Genomic DNA, 15,642 nt, shown 5'->3' on the forward strand with positions numbered 1-15,642 from the left:
AATCAATCTGGCTGAGCATGGTTTAACACGGTGCTCGGCATTTCCGTTCCACAATGCAAGCATTTCACAAATTCTCCTTTCGCCTTGGAAAGGGGAATCAGTGGGATAAAAAATATAGAAAAATAATTGCGTTTCTGTTTCAATTCATAAGCGCTGCGCGTTCTGCATACCGGGCATAGAAACTGATTTTTCTCGACCACTTTGGTTTTAGAGCCAATACCAAAGATAAAAAACATCTTGAGTCTGCCATGTCTGGTGTAGATATTTTTAGCTTAACATTCATCTGAAGTTTATAAATAGCTGCCTTGTAGCTCGATTGCATGTGGAATCAAATTAATATCCCATTGGGCGATGGCCTGTTTCAGCATATGGGCTGGCGTATCTAAATCGACTTCTGGCTGGTGCAAAGCGCGGATAGCCTGTTGTAATAACTCCGGTATGCGATTGAGATCCAGTGCTTGCGCCAGATTCTGCTTGGAGAGTTTTTGCCCCTGAGCATTCATCGCTAAAGGCAGATGCATATATTCAAGTTGCGGATAACCGAGTATCGAACCGAGCCAGATTTGCCGTTCAGTATTATCCAGCAGGTCTGCGCCACGCACCACATGGGTCATGCCTTGCAGATAATCATCCACCACCACGGCCAGCTGATAGTTGATAATGCCATCACGGCGTTTCAGCACAAAATCGCCTAAGTCATGTTGCAGATTGGAACAATGCTGGCCTTGCAGGCGATCGGTGAAACAAATCTGTTGATCCGATACTTTCAGACGAATGGCTTGCTGCTGAAAAGGCAGGTTTAAATCCCGGCAGGTTCCGGCATAGATATGATTGGAGCCGAGCATTTTACGGGTGCACTGACAGGCATAGACCCAGCCTTGCTGATGCAGCTGTTCTATGACAGATTCATAAATATCGAGGCGGTCTTTCTGGAAAATGATCTCGGCATCGGGCTCAAACTGGAACGCATCAATTGAACGCAGGATATGTGCTTCACTGCCGGGATAAATACGCGGAATGTCGGTATCTTCAATCCGAACCAGCCATTGCCCCTGATGGGCACGCGCATCACAATAACTGGCCACAGCAGTAATGAGTGAACCAAAATGCAAAGGGCCGGTTGGCGATGGCGCAAACCGGCCCACATAAGCCATCCTGTTATCCCCCTCCTTTATTAAAGGAGGGCTTAGGGGAGGATTATTAAGCATTAACTGTATTAACCGTTATTTTGCTTCTCTTTGATTTCTGCCAAGGTTTTGCAGTCAATACAAAGGGTAGCTGTTGGACGTGCTTCAAGACGACGCAGACCAATTTCAATACCACAAGTTTCACAGAAACCGTAATCATCATTTTTAATCGCTTCGATTGATTGCTCGATCTTGCGAATCAGTTTACGTTCACGGTCACGTGTACGGAGTTCAATAGCAAACTCTTCTTCTTGTGTCGCACGGTCATTTACATCAGGCAAAGCTGTATTTTCGTCTTGCATGGTGTTTAAAGTGCGGTCTACTTCAGACATCAGTTCAGCTTTCCACGCCAATAAAATCTGGCGGAAATGCTCAAGCTGTCCTTCAGACATGTATTCTTCATTTTTTTTAGGCTGATAAGGTGCAATACCAAATAAGCTAGCAGTAGAACCACTTTCTGACGCTTTTGGCTTCGTTTTACGCACGCGTTTTGCAGATTTCTCATCTACAACATCAGTTTGTTCGTCCAAGACTTGATTTTGGTTGTCATTCGCCATATAGGGCATTCCTCATCATATACGTATTATCTATACGCAAAAAATATGGTGATATGCAAGTGTTTTTATCCAACCCTCAGGAGATTTTCCTGCGAGGGTCGTCATCATATAGACTTTTTGTGCTTTTTGATAGTCTATGATGCTTGGATTCTATCGATCATGCTTCCTTTAGAAGCCATAAAGTAATAGAAAAAAAGCAAAATGAAAAGTTAATAACCTGAAATTTCACTATTAATTTGTTGTCGTGCTGTTTGAACACGGTGAATTCGGGTTTCAAGGTCACCATTGGCTTTCAGATGCAGGACACGAAAACCTGGTGCTTGATCATCCAGGGCGAAATCTTCACTTAAAGGTTTGAACTGAACACAGGTAGACGGAGTTGAGAAAAACAGGATGTGTTGCCATTCATTGCAAGAATCCTGATGCACATGACCAAAAATCACCGCTTTGACATTGCTGTGCTTGGCCAGAATGTCGGTCAAATTTTCAGTGTTTTTCAGTTTGTGTTGATCGATCCATTTTGATTGCATTTCAAAGGGATGATGATGACATGCCACGATCACGAATTGCTGTTGCAGTTTTGCTAAAAGTATCTCCAGTTGTTGCAATTGCTCCTGTTCAATCCAGCCATCGATCCTGTCATGTACCGCACTGTTTAATAGCACAAAGCTCCATCGGCCAAAATGAATGGCCTGGGCCTGGTTTTTATGCTGGTAGAACGGGAAGATATCCGTATCGTCATGATTACCCGGTATTTGATAAAACGGGATTCCCTGCGTCTGCATAAAAGACAGATAACGGCTATAGGTTTCTTGCACCGGAACTTGAGCCAAGTCACCAGTATGGATAATGGCATCTGTATCCGGATATTGCTGCTGAATTTTCTGGATGACCGAATGAAAGCTGTGTTCTGGATTCATATGCGCAAATTCTAAATCTTCCTGATTCATCAAATGTGTGTCTGAAATTTGAATAATGGTCCAGTCTTGCTGGTTTTCATTATGTTGGTATAAAGTCATGTCCGACTCCTTAGACATTCCTTGTTGTTTTAATATGTTGTTGCAGCCATTGCAAGGCCATAATGACCGGCGCATTCTTTAAGCGACCATTCCTCAGTAGCGTGGTTATTTCACTATAATCAATAATATGCAGTTGAATGTTTTCACCTTCATCTGGCATGCCAAAGATTCCGCCTTGCTGTGGAAGATGTGCCTCGGCACTATATAAGTGAAACAGTTCAGAACAGGCGCCTGCTGAAGGATAGAAACTGAATAAATGCTGTAATTGATCAATCTCACAGCCTGATTCTTCGAGGCTCTCACGACGTATACAGCTTTCTGGGGATTCATCGCCATCGAGTACACCGGCAATTACTTCGAGTTGCCAGGGGGATTCTGGATCATCCATCGCACCGATACGGAATTGTTCAATCAAGGCAAATTTTTGCTGGGCATCATCATAAATTAGTACACCCGCAGCTTCAGGGCGGTGAATCAGTTCACGTTGCATGACTGGGGTGAATTTGCTCTGGTTAAATAAACGATGGCAGAGATTCACTTTTTCGACCTGAATGAAGCCACGAAAAAGATATTCACGGGACTGAACTTTGACTTGGTCGCTGTTATATGTGGCTTGTCTAATAATATTCATATAGCTCAGTCAGGATGAAAAGCATACATTCATCCTAACTGAGAATTTCATGAAAATAAAAGATTTTTTTTTCAGAATTACAGCTTGTGGTACAATTTCTGACCATGTTCATGATAGCTGGTTTTCATGGCATTCAAACCTGCTTCAATCTCTGTATCCTGTTCCTGAATTTGTTCCCCGTTGCTTTGATTTTTTGCATAATCCCGCACATTTTGGGTGATTTTCATGGAACAGAATTTAGGACCACACATGGAACAGAAATGCGCAGATTTGTGTGCTTCCTTCGGCATGGTTTCATCATGCATGCTACGTGCCGTATCCGGGTCCAGACTCAAATTGAACTGATCTTCCCAGCGGAATTCAAAACGTGCTTTGGATAAAGCATTGTCACGCACTTGAGAACCCGGATGTCCTTTGGCCAAGTCGGCAGCATGGGCAGCAATTTTATAGGTGATGATACCGTCTTTGACATCTTTCTTGTTCGGTAAGCCCAAATGCTCTTTTGGCGTGACATAGCACAGCATGGCAGTACCGTACCAGCCAATCATGGCAGCACCAATCGCCGAGGTAATATGGTCATAACCGGGAGCAATATCCGTAGTTAAAGGGCCAAGAGTATAGAATGGCGCTTCCTGACAGACTTCCAGTTGCAGATCCATATTTTCCTTGACCATGTGCATTGGCACGTGTCCCGGACCTTCGATCATCACCTGTACATCATGTTCCCAGGCACGATGGGTCAGTTCACCCAAGGTACGTAGTTCACTAAACTGCGCTTCGTCATTGGCATCTTGAATACAGCCGGGACGCAAGCCATCACCAAGACTGAACGATACGTCATAGGCTTTCATGATTTCACAGATTTCATCGAAATGTGTGTAGAGGAAATTTTCCTGATGATGGGCCAGACACCACTGCGCCATGATAGAACCGCCGCGAGAAACAATACCGGTTAAGCGGTTGGCAGTCAGCGGTACATATCTTAAAAGCACACCGGCATGAATGGTGAAATAGTCCACGCCTTGTTCGGCCTGTTCAATCAGGGTGTCTTTAAAGATTTCCCAGGTCAGGTCTTCGGCAACACCATCGACTTTTTCCAGCGCCTGATAGATTGGAACGGTACCAATTGGAACAGGGGAGTTACGGATAATCCATTCGCGGGTTTCATGAATGTTCTTGCCGGTCGATAAATCCATGATGGTGTCTGCACCCCAGCGAGTCGCCCAGGTCATTTTCGCCACTTCTTCATCGATGCTGGAACCGAGGGCAGAGTTACCAATATTGGCATTGATTTTCACCAGGAAATTACGCCCGATAATCATCGGCTCAATTTCAGGGTGGTTAATGTTGGCTGGAATAATGGCACGGCCTTCAGCCACTTCCTGACGCACAAATTCAGGCGTAATTTCTGTCAGGTTTTTCGCACCGAAGTTTTGACCGGCATGTTGGCGTGCATCGACACCTTCCTGCTGGCGCTGGTTTTCACGAATGGCGATATATTCCATTTCCGGAGTAATGATGCCCTGACGTGCATAATGCATCTGGGTTACATTTTTGCCCGCTTTGGCACGACGCGGCTTTTGAATATGGGCGAAGCGGATTTCTGCAGTGCGAATATCTTTCAGGCGTTCCTGTCCAAAAGCAGAGCTCAAGGTATCTAAACGTTCAGTATCCTGACGTTCTTCAATCCAGGTTTCACGAACATTGGGTAAACCTTTGTTCAGGTCAATGGCCACGTTCGGGTCGGTATAAACGCCTGAAGTGTCATAGACCATAATGGCGGGATTGTGTTCACCACCCAGACCGGTTGGGGTTTCAGTTAGTGAAATTTCACGCATAGGGACTTGAATGTCGCTACGTGAACCTTGGACATAGACTTTCTTGGAAGCGGGTAAAATACGGGTGAGATCTTTGGCATCTTGCTCATGTTGAGCAGAAATATCTGTTGCAGAGAGATTCGTTAATTGGTGCATTGCAGGGATCCTTGAGAATGACATCAACGAATCAAGCACGACCAAAAACGTGGCTACTTTATTCGGGTAAATTTATTGTAAAAATCCGCACGAATAAATTGAGGGCTTAGGTTTTTTGATGGCTTGATTCCTACGCAGGTCTTAACCTGATCAGGTTCAACGGTACTCACCCTCAAATGCTATATCTGCTATAGATTTAGGTGATCTCAGCAAGTTGTTACTCGCGCTCCGTCAAGCTATGCGTCAATATTAACATGCCGAACCACTAAAAAACATTCACATAAACTATCGCTTTGTCTCACTTATCGATCATGTATAAAAAGCAAAGGCTTAAAGACAAACCGCATCACTAAAACAATTACGTGGATTTGAAAGACTTAAGTTTGGTAAACCTAAATATTCATCTAACTGTTTGAGTGTGAGCTGTTTTTCAGACATCGACTGTTGTTCTTTGGGAGTTAACTGTACTGGAATTTCTTTTAAGCGCTGCTGTTCAGATAATTGTAAAAATTGCAGAAACTTGTTCGCTTGAACGGCTAAATGTGAGTTTTTGATCTGGGCTAATTTTTCAATTTCATCCATCGAACTGCTTTGGATTGCATATTTATCCAGATAAGTGTCAGAGACAGGCGAATCATGCATACCTTTAAATAAAAACAGGGTATACATCTGCAAAAGATACTCGGCATCTTTGCGGTAGCTGCTTTTCGGGTATTGATTTAAATATTCTTCCCAAAATAAGGCTCGGGTCGCGATCTCATGCGGTTCAATAATTAAGATATGGTCTGAAAATACCGGTAGCATATTCTGTGCGGCCAAATTTTCAATAAAGACCTGTTCGGCTCGTGGCATATAAGGTGCAAAAATTCTGGCTAAATATTCCGGGCTACGACGATAATTGATCTGGCCTTTACCGCTATCATACAGTTCTATATAGGCTTGCCCTTTATGTTTTAATAAATATTGATCACGTAAAGTCAGTTGTTCAAAATGGTTTTGTTGAATTGTTGGATGCTGAGATAAATCAAAAGCATACTCTTCGAAAGCAACTTGTTGAGGCGCTGTCCTATCTACAGATAGGAAGTTGTTATACATTTCATTGGATAGTTTTAATAAATGTTGTTGTTCTGCTAAGGTAGACAGCGGCAAGCATAATTTTAAATCCTGATTGATCTGTTCCAGGGCAAAAGTGGTGCGTTCCGCATTAATGGTCAGCATGTTTTTTTCAAGATTTTTGCATAATAACGATAAATCTACCGTTTCATCTTGTTGTGATTGTTTTTGTACCTGTTCTGGGATAGGTTGAGGCTCGGGTTTTTGACACCCGAGCAGAAAGATAAAAATAAAAAAGGGAAAGCATTGCTTAACAGAAAATTTTGTTTTTAAAGGCACAGTCATTTTATATCAGGTACATGCAGCAATGATTTGTAGGGTATGTGGATATTTTATAACTGAAAAAGTTTTTGTCTGTGTAGTATTATGAAGGCTTTTGGTTACGTGCTGTGATTATTGACGAGTCGTGTAGAGCTCGATTGATAATGCAGGTGCAGATGGTAAAAATTAATAAAAATCATACGGAAAATTGAGAGGATCATTTTAATATTACATGGTTTTTATTATAAATATGCGTGTCTATGGATGGTCGCTAGTAAGGATTTACTATAAAAAATGGATATTAAAATAGTCATTAGTGTATGTGCGTTGCTGTTTAGCCCATGGGGGCATGCTTTGGATTTGGTGGAAGCCTATCAACGGGCAAAAAACAGCGATCCTAATTGGCAGACCAATCTTTTACAGTATGAAGCAGATCAACTCAATTTAGGCATTGCCAAAGGAAATTTACTGCCAACGGTGACTATTTCTGCAAATGTTGCACGTAAAAGCCAGCAGACCAGTGACACCACTATTCCGGGTTTTCCCTCAGATGCATTTGCAGCTTCATCTTCCACCACTAGACAAATTGCCATTACTGCACGCCAGCCGATATTTCGTTGGGATGCCTGGGAAGGTTTAAAGCAGGTCAAAACTTCCGTTAGCTTGAGTGAAATCACTTTACAATTACAGCGCCAAGAACACATTTTAAATGTTTCTGAAAGTTATTTTAATGTATTGCGCCAGCAGAGTTTAACCGTGGCCAATCTGCAAGAAGAAAAAGCCCTGTTCGAACAGCTTAAAGTCATGAATGCCAAATTGAAAGAAGGCCTGGTGGCAAAAAGCGATGTCAGTGAGGCCAATGCACAATATGAAAGTGCCCGGGCTAACCGGATTGCCACTCATGTACAACTGGCTTTGGCACAGGAACAGCTGTCCCAGTTAATTGGACCCTATCAAGAGAATTTGGCTGTACTCAGAGATGATTTTCAATTTCAGAAACCTTATCCTGCCGATCTGGATGCCTGGACAGCACTGGCACTAAGCCAAAATCTTTCTGTCCAGCAAGCGCGTATACAGCAGCATTATGCAGAAGACCAGAAACGGGTAGAAAAAGCCGCCTTATATCCACAAATTGAGGCGGTAGGTACCTATGGTTATGCCAAACAATCCCCGCAAAATGTGGTTTCCAGTGATGGCCAGTTTGATCAGATTGGCGTAGAGATGAACTGGAACGTTTATACTGGGGGCAGAACGCAAAAGTCTATTCAAAAAGCAGCGGTGAATGTGAAAAAAAGCGAATCTCAGCTGGATGCCGTGATTCGCAAGGCCAATACCGATGTCAAAAAATCTTATATGCAGGTGGAAACCGATCAAGCCAAATTGCAGGCACGAAAAGCCGCAATGGATTCTTCGGAAGTGGTTTCCCAGGCCTCTAAAGCCCAATATCAGGAAGGCCTAAAAACCATGGTCGATGTGCTGTTGGCTCAACGCAATGCTTTTTCTGCCAAACAGGATTATTTAAACGCAAAATATGATTATTTGATTAATGTGCTGCGTTTAAAAGCATCGGTCGGCAAACTGACCGAAAAAGACTTGGAAGAAATGAATGCCTGGCTGGTTGATAAGTCGTTCAAGCCAGCCAGCTAATCTTGCAGTTTTTGTCATAAAAACTTCATATTAGATATGCTTTAATATTGAACACCATTATTCATTTTAAAATCGCTGTTGTGGAGTACGTCCCTTGCCAAATAATCCGGTGTTAAATCACCATATTTCTTCGCAATTTAATGAAGATTTGCAAGATGTAAATACCAAGTTCATGACCATGGGGGGCTTGGTCGAGCAGCAAGTGGCCAACAGTATTCATGCTCTGTTAGATACTGATGCTACTTTAGCGATTGAGGTGCAATTTCAGGACAATGTGGTCAATCGTATGGAAACCGAGATTGACGAAGCCTTAACCCTGATTCTGGCACGCCGTCATCCTGCTGCAATTGATTTACGTATGGTGATTGCCATGTCCAAGGCCAATACCGATCTGGAACGTATTGGTGATGAAGCTGCAAAAATTGCCCGGATTGCACAAAATTTATGTGAAGAGGGCAGTTCGCCGCGTGGTTATATGGAAACCCGTCATATTGGTAATCAGGTTCGGGTAATGATTCATGATGCTTTAGATGCCTTTGCCCGTCTGGATGTTGATCAGGCCTTGCGTGTTCTACTTGCTGATGCCGATATTGACCGTGAATACCAGTCTGCGACCCGTACCTTAATGACCTATATGATTGAAGATCCGCGTCATATTTCACGGGTCATCAATGTGATGTGGGTGCTGCGTTCTTTGGAACGAATCGGTGACCATGCCCGCAATATTTCCGAACAGGTTATCTATATGGTCAAAGGTCTGGATGTACGCCATACCAGTGTCGAAGAGATTGAACAAAAAGTTCAGCGTTAAAATATCAAATGAAAAAGCCTGCAATTTGCAGGCTTTTTTTATGTCGAAAAATTTTATTTATCAAATGATCAGTTTATCGCACAGCTCACTTAAAAAGTCCTATTAATAGAATATATATAAATCAATAATTTGAAATAAATAATATAAATTTCATTAAAAAAAGTGTGACATATTTATCAAAAAATATACAAAAAGATATATAATTATACAAAATGTAGGTTGTTTTAAAGCCAATCCAGCTTTCAGAACAATAAATGATATTCATGCATTTAGGGGAACTCATCTATGAAAATGAGATCAGGATCTGTTTCAGTAATCCCATACTTTACTCAAAATAATACTGCACAAGTTTTATGAAATGTCATATTTAAGAGGGTGTTTATGATTATTGATGAAAGCAAAAGAGAAGATATCTCTCGAATTTACTTTTCTGTGCAGTTAAAGTTTGTTGTAGCTCTTATGGGTGCCTGTTTTTGGACAGTATTTTCAATATGGATTGCCCAAGACTGGATGCATGATCTCAGCATGCATATTGGTTATTTTTTGGCTGTTTTCTTGATTTATGGCATTGCCATTATTCCCGGGTTTATGAATTCATTCGCGGCTTTAAGCTTGATGATGGATCGTAGACCAAAGAGACAGCGATTGCCTTCTTATCCTGGTATTACCATGTTGGTTGCCGCCTATAATGAAGCTGCCTCAATACAAGATACGTTAGTGAGTATCAGTATTCAAAAATATCCAGGTCCCCTACAAGTCATTGTGATTAATGATGGTTCTCAGGATGAAACTGCAGATATTGTCCGAAAAGCCCAACTAAAATTTCACTGGTTAACTTTACTTGATTTAAAGAAAAATGCAGGCAAGGCACATGCATTAAATGAAGGACTGAAACTCGCTCAACATGATTTGGTGATCACAGTCGATGCGGATTCTTACTTACATCGTGTTGCATTAATTAATATTGTCGAACGCTATATGGTGGATCCACCCAACACACGTGCGGTCGCGGGTAAGATTCTGGTGCGTAACTCTCGTGAGAATTTGCTGACCAAAACTCAGGAATGGGACTATTTTTTGGGTATTGCAGCGACCAAGCGTATGCAATCCCTGTATCAGGGAACCTTGGTAGCTCAAGGTGCTTTTTCTATTTATGATCGCAATGCCTTGATAGAGGTCGGCGGATGGCCTGAATGTGTGGGGGAAGATATTGTACTCACCTGGGCCTTGTTAAAGGCCGGCTATCGTGTGGGACATTGTGAGGATGCTTGTCTGTTTACCAATGCACCCACGACGCTCAAAGTGTTTGTTAAACAGCGTCAGCGTTGGGCACGTGGCATGATTGAAGCATTTATTAAACATCCCGGGATTTTAATCAAGCCGAGATTGTCCACCTTTTTTATTTATTGGAACCTGGTTTTCCCTTGGCTAGATATCGCCTTTACCTTTGGTTTTATACCCGGAATCATCCTGGCGTGTTTTGGACATTACTGGCTTGTCGGTATTATGACCCTGGCATTGTTACCTATGGCATTCTTATTGGGCCTATTAAATTATTCGATTGAACGCAGAATGTTTGACGATCTGGAACTCAAGGTGCGGAAAAACTTTAGTGGTTTTTTATTGTATGTACTCACATATAGTTTCTTATTACAGCCCGCCAGTATTTTAGGGTATTTAGATGAATTGTTGAGAACACGAAAAACATGGGGAACAAAATGAAAAACACAAAAATTGGAACCTATGTGCTTGTTCCTTTGCTTATCAGCATCACTACACACAGCTTGGCCAATGAGTTAGAGCAAGAGCAGACACCAAGTGAACGTGCGGCTGGAACGGAATTCTTTTTCAGTGATGATAGCGAAGGCTTCCAAACCCGTAAATTATCAGCTGAATTTTTACCTCATTATGAAAAAGCCGATCATTATTTAGGTGTTCGTGGTAGTGCTTATCAGTATCAAGTGGATGATTGGAGTCGGGATGGACAGAAGGTCTCCTTTATTGGGCGCAACATTGATTCAGCAACCGCCAATGGCTGGGTCCTGGAAGCGGGCGTATTTGAGCAGGGTGATCATGCTTTATTCACCTTTGATGGCAGTTATCGTACACCACTGGCAGAAAAGACCGCATTAGAAGTTTTTGCTAATCGAGACTGGGTGGAAACTAGGCCTGCACTCGATGCCGGAACGAATTTTACTTTCATTGGCGCTGCACTGGATCAAAGTTTAGGTGAACACGTCACTGTTGTGGGTGTTGCAGGGGCACAATTTTTCTCAGATGACAACCGCCGAGATCATGGTCGTCTTCGACTGATCTATCAGCCTTCCCTTGACTTGGGACTGACGCTTCAGGCTCGATATCGGACCTACCGGAGTAGTAAAGAGGATGTAGGTAGGCAGTATTTCAACCCTAAGGATTATGAAGAATCGATGCTGGCCCTAGGTTGGCGTCAGCGTTTTGCCGGATGGTCGGCAGGTTTAACGGCGGGTTTCGGACGGGAAAAAATCAATCAGGATTCGAGCCAGTCCACCCGGTTATTTGAACTGAACCTGCAAAGTCCTGTTCGCGGCTCACAGTTTCTACGTATGAATGCCGGCTATAACCGCAGTGCTTCCTTCTATGGACCCGATTATGACTATCGTTATGTGAGAGGCGAATGGATTGTACGCTTCTAGGCTAGTTTAAATAAAAGTTTGTAGGATGAAAGGTGTGCGATGTATTTGGGTACAGATCCAGTCATCGCAATTTCCTTTCAAAACTACTGACTTGAAAAAAATGGTCTTCTCAATAAAGTACTACCAGCAAGCTTTAATTCCTTTGCTAGTAAGCCATCATCAAAGACAAGCTGTTGATCTGTTTGGATTTCAGTATTTTTTTAGTTAGGATAGCTAGTCCTCCTATCAATCCTAACTATGTGTTTCTTCCTCAGCCTCCTCTTCAAAGGTTTTGGCAATTTTTTCAATATTCAGGCTCTTGGCCATCGCATCAAAAATTTCTTTATACGTGCCGTCCTGATGATAGAGTGCATCATGTTCACCGTGTTCAGCAATATGGCCTTCTTTCATCACATAAGTGTAATCGGCATCAATAATTTGCGACAAACTGTGTGAAATAATGATCACGGTTCGACCCTGTTTGATCTGATCCAGACTATGTTTAATCTGTTCCGAGGCAATCGCATCCAGGCTGGCGGTCGGTTCATCGAGAAAAATAATCGGTGGATTTTTCAAGAACATCCGTGCAATGGCAATCCGTTGTTGCTGACCGCCGGACAGCATCAGTGCATCGGCATCATAGCCTTGGGGAAGCTGTAAAATTTGCTCATGAATAGAGGCTTTTTTTGCCGCAGCAATAACCTCTTCAATACTGGCATCGGTTTTACCGTATCGGATATTGTCAAAAATCGTGCCCTGGAAAATATGATTTTTCTGTAGCACCAGACCAATATGATCACGCAGATACTGGGTATTGATCTGTTCCAGATTGATGCCATCCAGCAGAATTTGTCCGGATGCCGGCTGGTAAAACTTATCCAGCAAATTGATCAGCGTCGATTTTCCTGCACCAGATAAACCGACCAAGGCAGTGATTTTATTGGGTTGAATCACCATATTGATCTGCTTTAAAGCATGATGACCATTGGGATAATAAAACTCGACATTTTGCAGCTCGAACTTGCCGTGGATGAGTGGTTTTTGCGTACCGCTGGGTTCAATTTCATGATCGGCTTCCAGAATCCGAAAGAAGCTTTCCGAGTAAATCATTGCATCATTCACTTCATCATAAATACGATGCAGCGAACGGATGGGGGCGGAAACATTATTAAATAACAGCACATGGTACATAATCATGCCGATACTCATCTGACCGTCTAATACGAAATAAGCAGTCAAAATAATGATCAGCACAATCCCGATCTGTTCAATAAAGGTCTTTAAACCGTCAAACAGAAAACTGGTTTGGCGGGTCTGCATCTGGTTATCGGTCAGTTCTTTTTGCAGTTTCAGCTGTTTTTCGGATTCAATCGATTCGCGGTTAAAGGACTTAATTACGGTAATTGAGTTAATAATGCCTAAAATGCCCTGACTCTTTTTCTCTCGTCCATCCCGTAAATTACGTCGCCATCCCCAAAGTTTCTGTGCCTGTTTATAAGTGAGCCAGAAGTAAATCGGTACGATACACAAAGCGACCAAACCAACATAAAAATTGGCATAGAACATCAGTCCTAAAGCCACAATGGCACTGGTAAATAACGGTAAAATATCAATAAAGAAAATCTGTACCAGTCGGGTGAGGGAGCCAATCCCACGGTCAATCCGGGTCTGTAATTTGCCGGCCTGGTTGTTATCTTCATTAAAAAATGCCAGCCGATAAGTCAGGAATTTTTCAATGATGCCTTGGGCTAAATCCTGTGAAACGAAAATACGCAGCTTTTCGCCATAAAATTTTTGTCCAAACTGTACGAAGGCATTGATGACTTCTTTACCCAATAAAATGACCGAAATGGTCATCAGAATATGCCAGCCTTCAGCAAGCCCTTGACCCGATTCAATCAGGCGGTTAATGCTATCTACAGCATATTGTAAGGTCAGTGCATTGACCTGAGCGGTAAACGAAGCAATTAAAGTGAGAAGCAGCGTGGCAACTACCAATAGCCGATAGGGATGCACAAAGGGACGAAGTTTTTGGAATAAGTGCCATAAATTCATATGCAGTTTTTATTGTTAAGCTGGATTTCAGTCTAAGCGGGTTGAGCCGCTGTCACAAGCGCATACAATGTTTTCAATTGTGAAGCGCCACCTTCCGCTAAAATAAAGCTCAATCTGGGCTGTATGTTTGACCATGAACTTAGAATTATTTGAGCCGGAAGCTCAAGCCAATCTATTGCCTTGTGATGGTGTGGTTCAAGATTTTGGTCTGATTCTTACGCCGGAACAAAGTGAGCAATATTTACGTTATTTTTTAACCCGTTTGGCCTGGCAACATGACGAAGTGATTTTGCATGGTCAGTATTATCAAACCGAGCGCAAAGTCGCCTGGTATGGTGATGAAAACTATCAATATCATTATTCGGGCACCTTTAAACAGGCACAGTTGTGGACGCCCGGATTATTCCGTTTAAAGCAGCATATTGAAAAACTGGTGGGGCATTCCTTTAACTCCTGCCTGGCCAATTTGTATGAAAATGGCACGCAAGCTGTGGGATGGCATAGTGATGATGAACCGGCTTTGGTGTCTAAAGCAGGTTTAGAAACCGTGATCGCCTCTTTAAGTTTTGGTGCAACCCGGAAATTCAGTTTTAAGCATAAAACCACACAGCACAAAGTGGATTTGATTTTACATAGCGGACAATTGATTGTGATGCGCGGCAACACGCAGCCGCACTGGAAGCATGCCTTAATGAAATCTACCAAGATCATCCAGCCGCGGGTGAATCTTACTTTTCGCTATTTTTATCCCTATGAAAAGCTGTAAATATCCACCTTGAAGACATAAAAAAAGCTCATACTGTGATGAGCTGATTTAAGTCCGAGGTTAGGCTTTTAGCCAAGCAGCGGATTATCATGGAATAATGGATGCTGAAGAAAAATAATCATATTATGAGAATATGATGTGTATTACAGTCATAAAATGATACTACTTTGATTGTTACCAAATTTTAAACATCGTCTTCTTCAGACAGTTCAGCAAATTTTTTCTCGATCAATGCCGCATTTTCTTGCAGAATCTCGATCAGTTTTTGCAGATTGACAAATTCAAAGCGGTTTTTTGAAGCCAGTAAGGTGAGGGCTAATGGTGGTTCTTTGGCAGAAAACTTGATGGGAACTGATAAGCCTGAAATATTTGGATCAAGTTCACCATTGGAAAAATAGTAACCCTGTTTCTTGATCTGCTTCATTTTCAGCAAAAATTCGGCTTCGCTCTCGGCAAAGTCCACTTCTGCAAGTTCGGCTGAGAAACGCTGGTAGTAGTCCAAAATGCTCTGTTTGGGTAAATAGGACATCATCACTTTAGGCGATGAACCGACAAATATGGGACGCGGACAACCCCGACCATAAGACAGCAAGGTCACATCTTTAAATAATTCGTGATGAATATCGATGCATGAATCATGGTTTAAGTGGGTGAGCAGACAGCAAAATTCGGTTCGTTCCACAATTTGCTGCATAAACGGGATGCTGATTTGCACCAAAGGGTCGGTGGTACGGGAAATATAATCCAGTACGGCAATTTTTGAGCCGAGAGTATAGTCACCCGAAGTTCCGCTAAGGCGCTGTAATAATTCTGTCGAAACCAATTCTTTTAAATAACGGTAGCTGGTGGGTTTGGAAAGGCCTAATTCTTCACTAATGATATCCACATTAATGATCGGGCGAGATACCGAAAAGAGATCCAAAACGGTGAGAATCTTACCAAAACTAGAAAGTGCCATAAGTACCTGC

The 15,642-nt window shown here is 42.4% G+C and carries 14 protein-coding genes and 1 riboswitch; of the genes, 5 read left to right on the plus strand and 9 right to left on the minus strand.

Annotated elements, in window-relative coordinates; all coding sequences use genetic code 11:
- Positions 1 to 2: 2 nt before the first annotated feature.
- From ACE01R_RS05950 to ACE01R_RS05980, 7 genes are all read right to left on the minus strand, one after another.
- Complete coding sequence (locus ACE01R_RS05950; protein WP_395549629.1) at positions 3 to 236, minus strand: zinc-ribbon domain-containing protein; 234 nt, start codon at positions 234 to 236, stop codon at positions 3 to 5.
- 54 nt (positions 237 to 290) lie between these two features.
- A complete protein-coding gene (gene gluQRS, locus ACE01R_RS05955) occupies positions 291 to 1,208 on the minus strand; it encodes a tRNA glutamyl-Q(34) synthetase GluQRS (RefSeq protein ID WP_395549630.1) in 918 nt (305 codons plus the stop codon).
- A gap of 8 nt (positions 1,209 to 1,216) precedes the next feature.
- Positions 1,217 to 1,744 (minus strand): RNA polymerase-binding protein DksA, encoded by a 528-nt coding sequence (gene dksA / locus ACE01R_RS05960; RefSeq protein ID WP_174560249.1) that lies wholly within the window; start codon positions 1,742 to 1,744, stop codon positions 1,217 to 1,219.
- 209 nt (positions 1,745 to 1,953) lie between these two features.
- Positions 1,954 to 2,763: a metallophosphoesterase gene (locus ACE01R_RS05965; protein WP_395549633.1), complete on the minus strand. Its 810-nt coding sequence runs from the start codon at positions 2,761 to 2,763 to the stop codon at positions 1,954 to 1,956.
- A 10-nt stretch (positions 2,764 to 2,773) separates the two neighbouring features.
- Positions 2,774 to 3,394 (minus strand): NUDIX domain-containing protein, encoded by a 621-nt coding sequence (locus ACE01R_RS05970; protein ID WP_395549635.1) that lies wholly within the window; start codon positions 3,392 to 3,394, stop codon positions 2,774 to 2,776.
- Positions 3,395 to 3,471: 77 nt separating this feature from the next.
- Positions 3,472 to 5,367, minus strand: a complete 1,896-nt coding sequence (gene thiC / locus ACE01R_RS05975; RefSeq protein ID WP_395549636.1) for a phosphomethylpyrimidine synthase ThiC — start codon at positions 5,365 to 5,367, stop codon at positions 3,472 to 3,474.
- A gap of 110 nt (positions 5,368 to 5,477) precedes the next feature.
- A riboswitch (TPP riboswitch) is annotated at positions 5,478 to 5,608 on the minus strand.
- An 89-nt stretch (positions 5,609 to 5,697) separates the two neighbouring features.
- Positions 5,698 to 6,765 (minus strand): hypothetical protein, encoded by a 1,068-nt coding sequence (locus tag ACE01R_RS05980; RefSeq protein ID WP_395549637.1) that lies wholly within the window; start codon positions 6,763 to 6,765, stop codon positions 5,698 to 5,700.
- A gap of 270 nt (positions 6,766 to 7,035) precedes the next feature.
- On the opposite strand from ACE01R_RS05980, the gene ACE01R_RS05985 reads away from it, so the two are divergent.
- The 4 genes from ACE01R_RS05985 to ACE01R_RS06000 all read left to right on the plus strand — a co-directional run bounded on the left by ACE01R_RS05985 (position 7,036) and on the right by ACE01R_RS06000 (position 11,874).
- Positions 7,036 to 8,388 carry a TolC family outer membrane protein gene (locus tag ACE01R_RS05985; protein WP_395549639.1) on the plus strand — a complete coding sequence of 451 codons (1,353 nt, stop codon included), beginning with the start codon at positions 7,036 to 7,038 and terminating at the stop codon, positions 8,386 to 8,388.
- Positions 8,389 to 8,482: 94 nt separating this feature from the next.
- Entirely contained in the window at positions 8,483 to 9,199 is a 717-nt protein-coding gene (phoU, locus tag ACE01R_RS05990; RefSeq protein WP_092819188.1) for a phosphate signaling complex protein PhoU, read from the plus strand.
- Between the two features lie 381 nt (positions 9,200 to 9,580).
- Positions 9,581 to 10,921 carry a glycosyltransferase gene (locus ACE01R_RS05995; RefSeq protein WP_395549650.1) on the plus strand — a complete coding sequence of 447 codons (1,341 nt, stop codon included), beginning with the start codon at positions 9,581 to 9,583 and terminating at the stop codon, positions 10,919 to 10,921.
- Positions 10,918 to 11,874 (plus strand): hypothetical protein, encoded by a 957-nt coding sequence (locus ACE01R_RS06000; RefSeq protein ID WP_395549651.1) that lies wholly within the window; start codon positions 10,918 to 10,920, stop codon positions 11,872 to 11,874. The genes ACE01R_RS05995 and ACE01R_RS06000 overlap by 4 nt, the downstream gene beginning before the upstream one ends.
- A gap of 231 nt (positions 11,875 to 12,105) precedes the next feature.
- Here ACE01R_RS06000 and ACE01R_RS06005 read toward each other — a convergent pair whose 3' ends face one another.
- Positions 12,106 to 13,908 (minus strand): ABC transporter ATP-binding protein, encoded by a 1,803-nt coding sequence (locus ACE01R_RS06005; RefSeq protein ID WP_395549652.1) that lies wholly within the window; start codon positions 13,906 to 13,908, stop codon positions 12,106 to 12,108.
- 133 nt (positions 13,909 to 14,041) lie between these two features.
- On the opposite strand from ACE01R_RS06005, the gene ACE01R_RS06010 reads away from it, so the two are divergent.
- Complete coding sequence (locus ACE01R_RS06010) at positions 14,042 to 14,674, plus strand: alpha-ketoglutarate-dependent dioxygenase AlkB family protein (protein WP_395549653.1); 633 nt, start codon at positions 14,042 to 14,044, stop codon at positions 14,672 to 14,674.
- A 184-nt stretch (positions 14,675 to 14,858) separates the two neighbouring features.
- Here ACE01R_RS06010 and ACE01R_RS06015 read toward each other — a convergent pair whose 3' ends face one another.
- Positions 14,859 to 15,632 (minus strand): IclR family transcriptional regulator, encoded by a 774-nt coding sequence (locus ACE01R_RS06015; protein ID WP_395549654.1) that lies wholly within the window; start codon positions 15,630 to 15,632, stop codon positions 14,859 to 14,861.
- Positions 15,633 to 15,642 lie beyond the last annotated feature (10 nt).

It is taken from the genome of Acinetobacter sp. BSP-28 (assembly GCF_044130285.1).
Taxonomy (GTDB): Bacteria; Pseudomonadota; Gammaproteobacteria; order Pseudomonadales; family Moraxellaceae; genus Acinetobacter.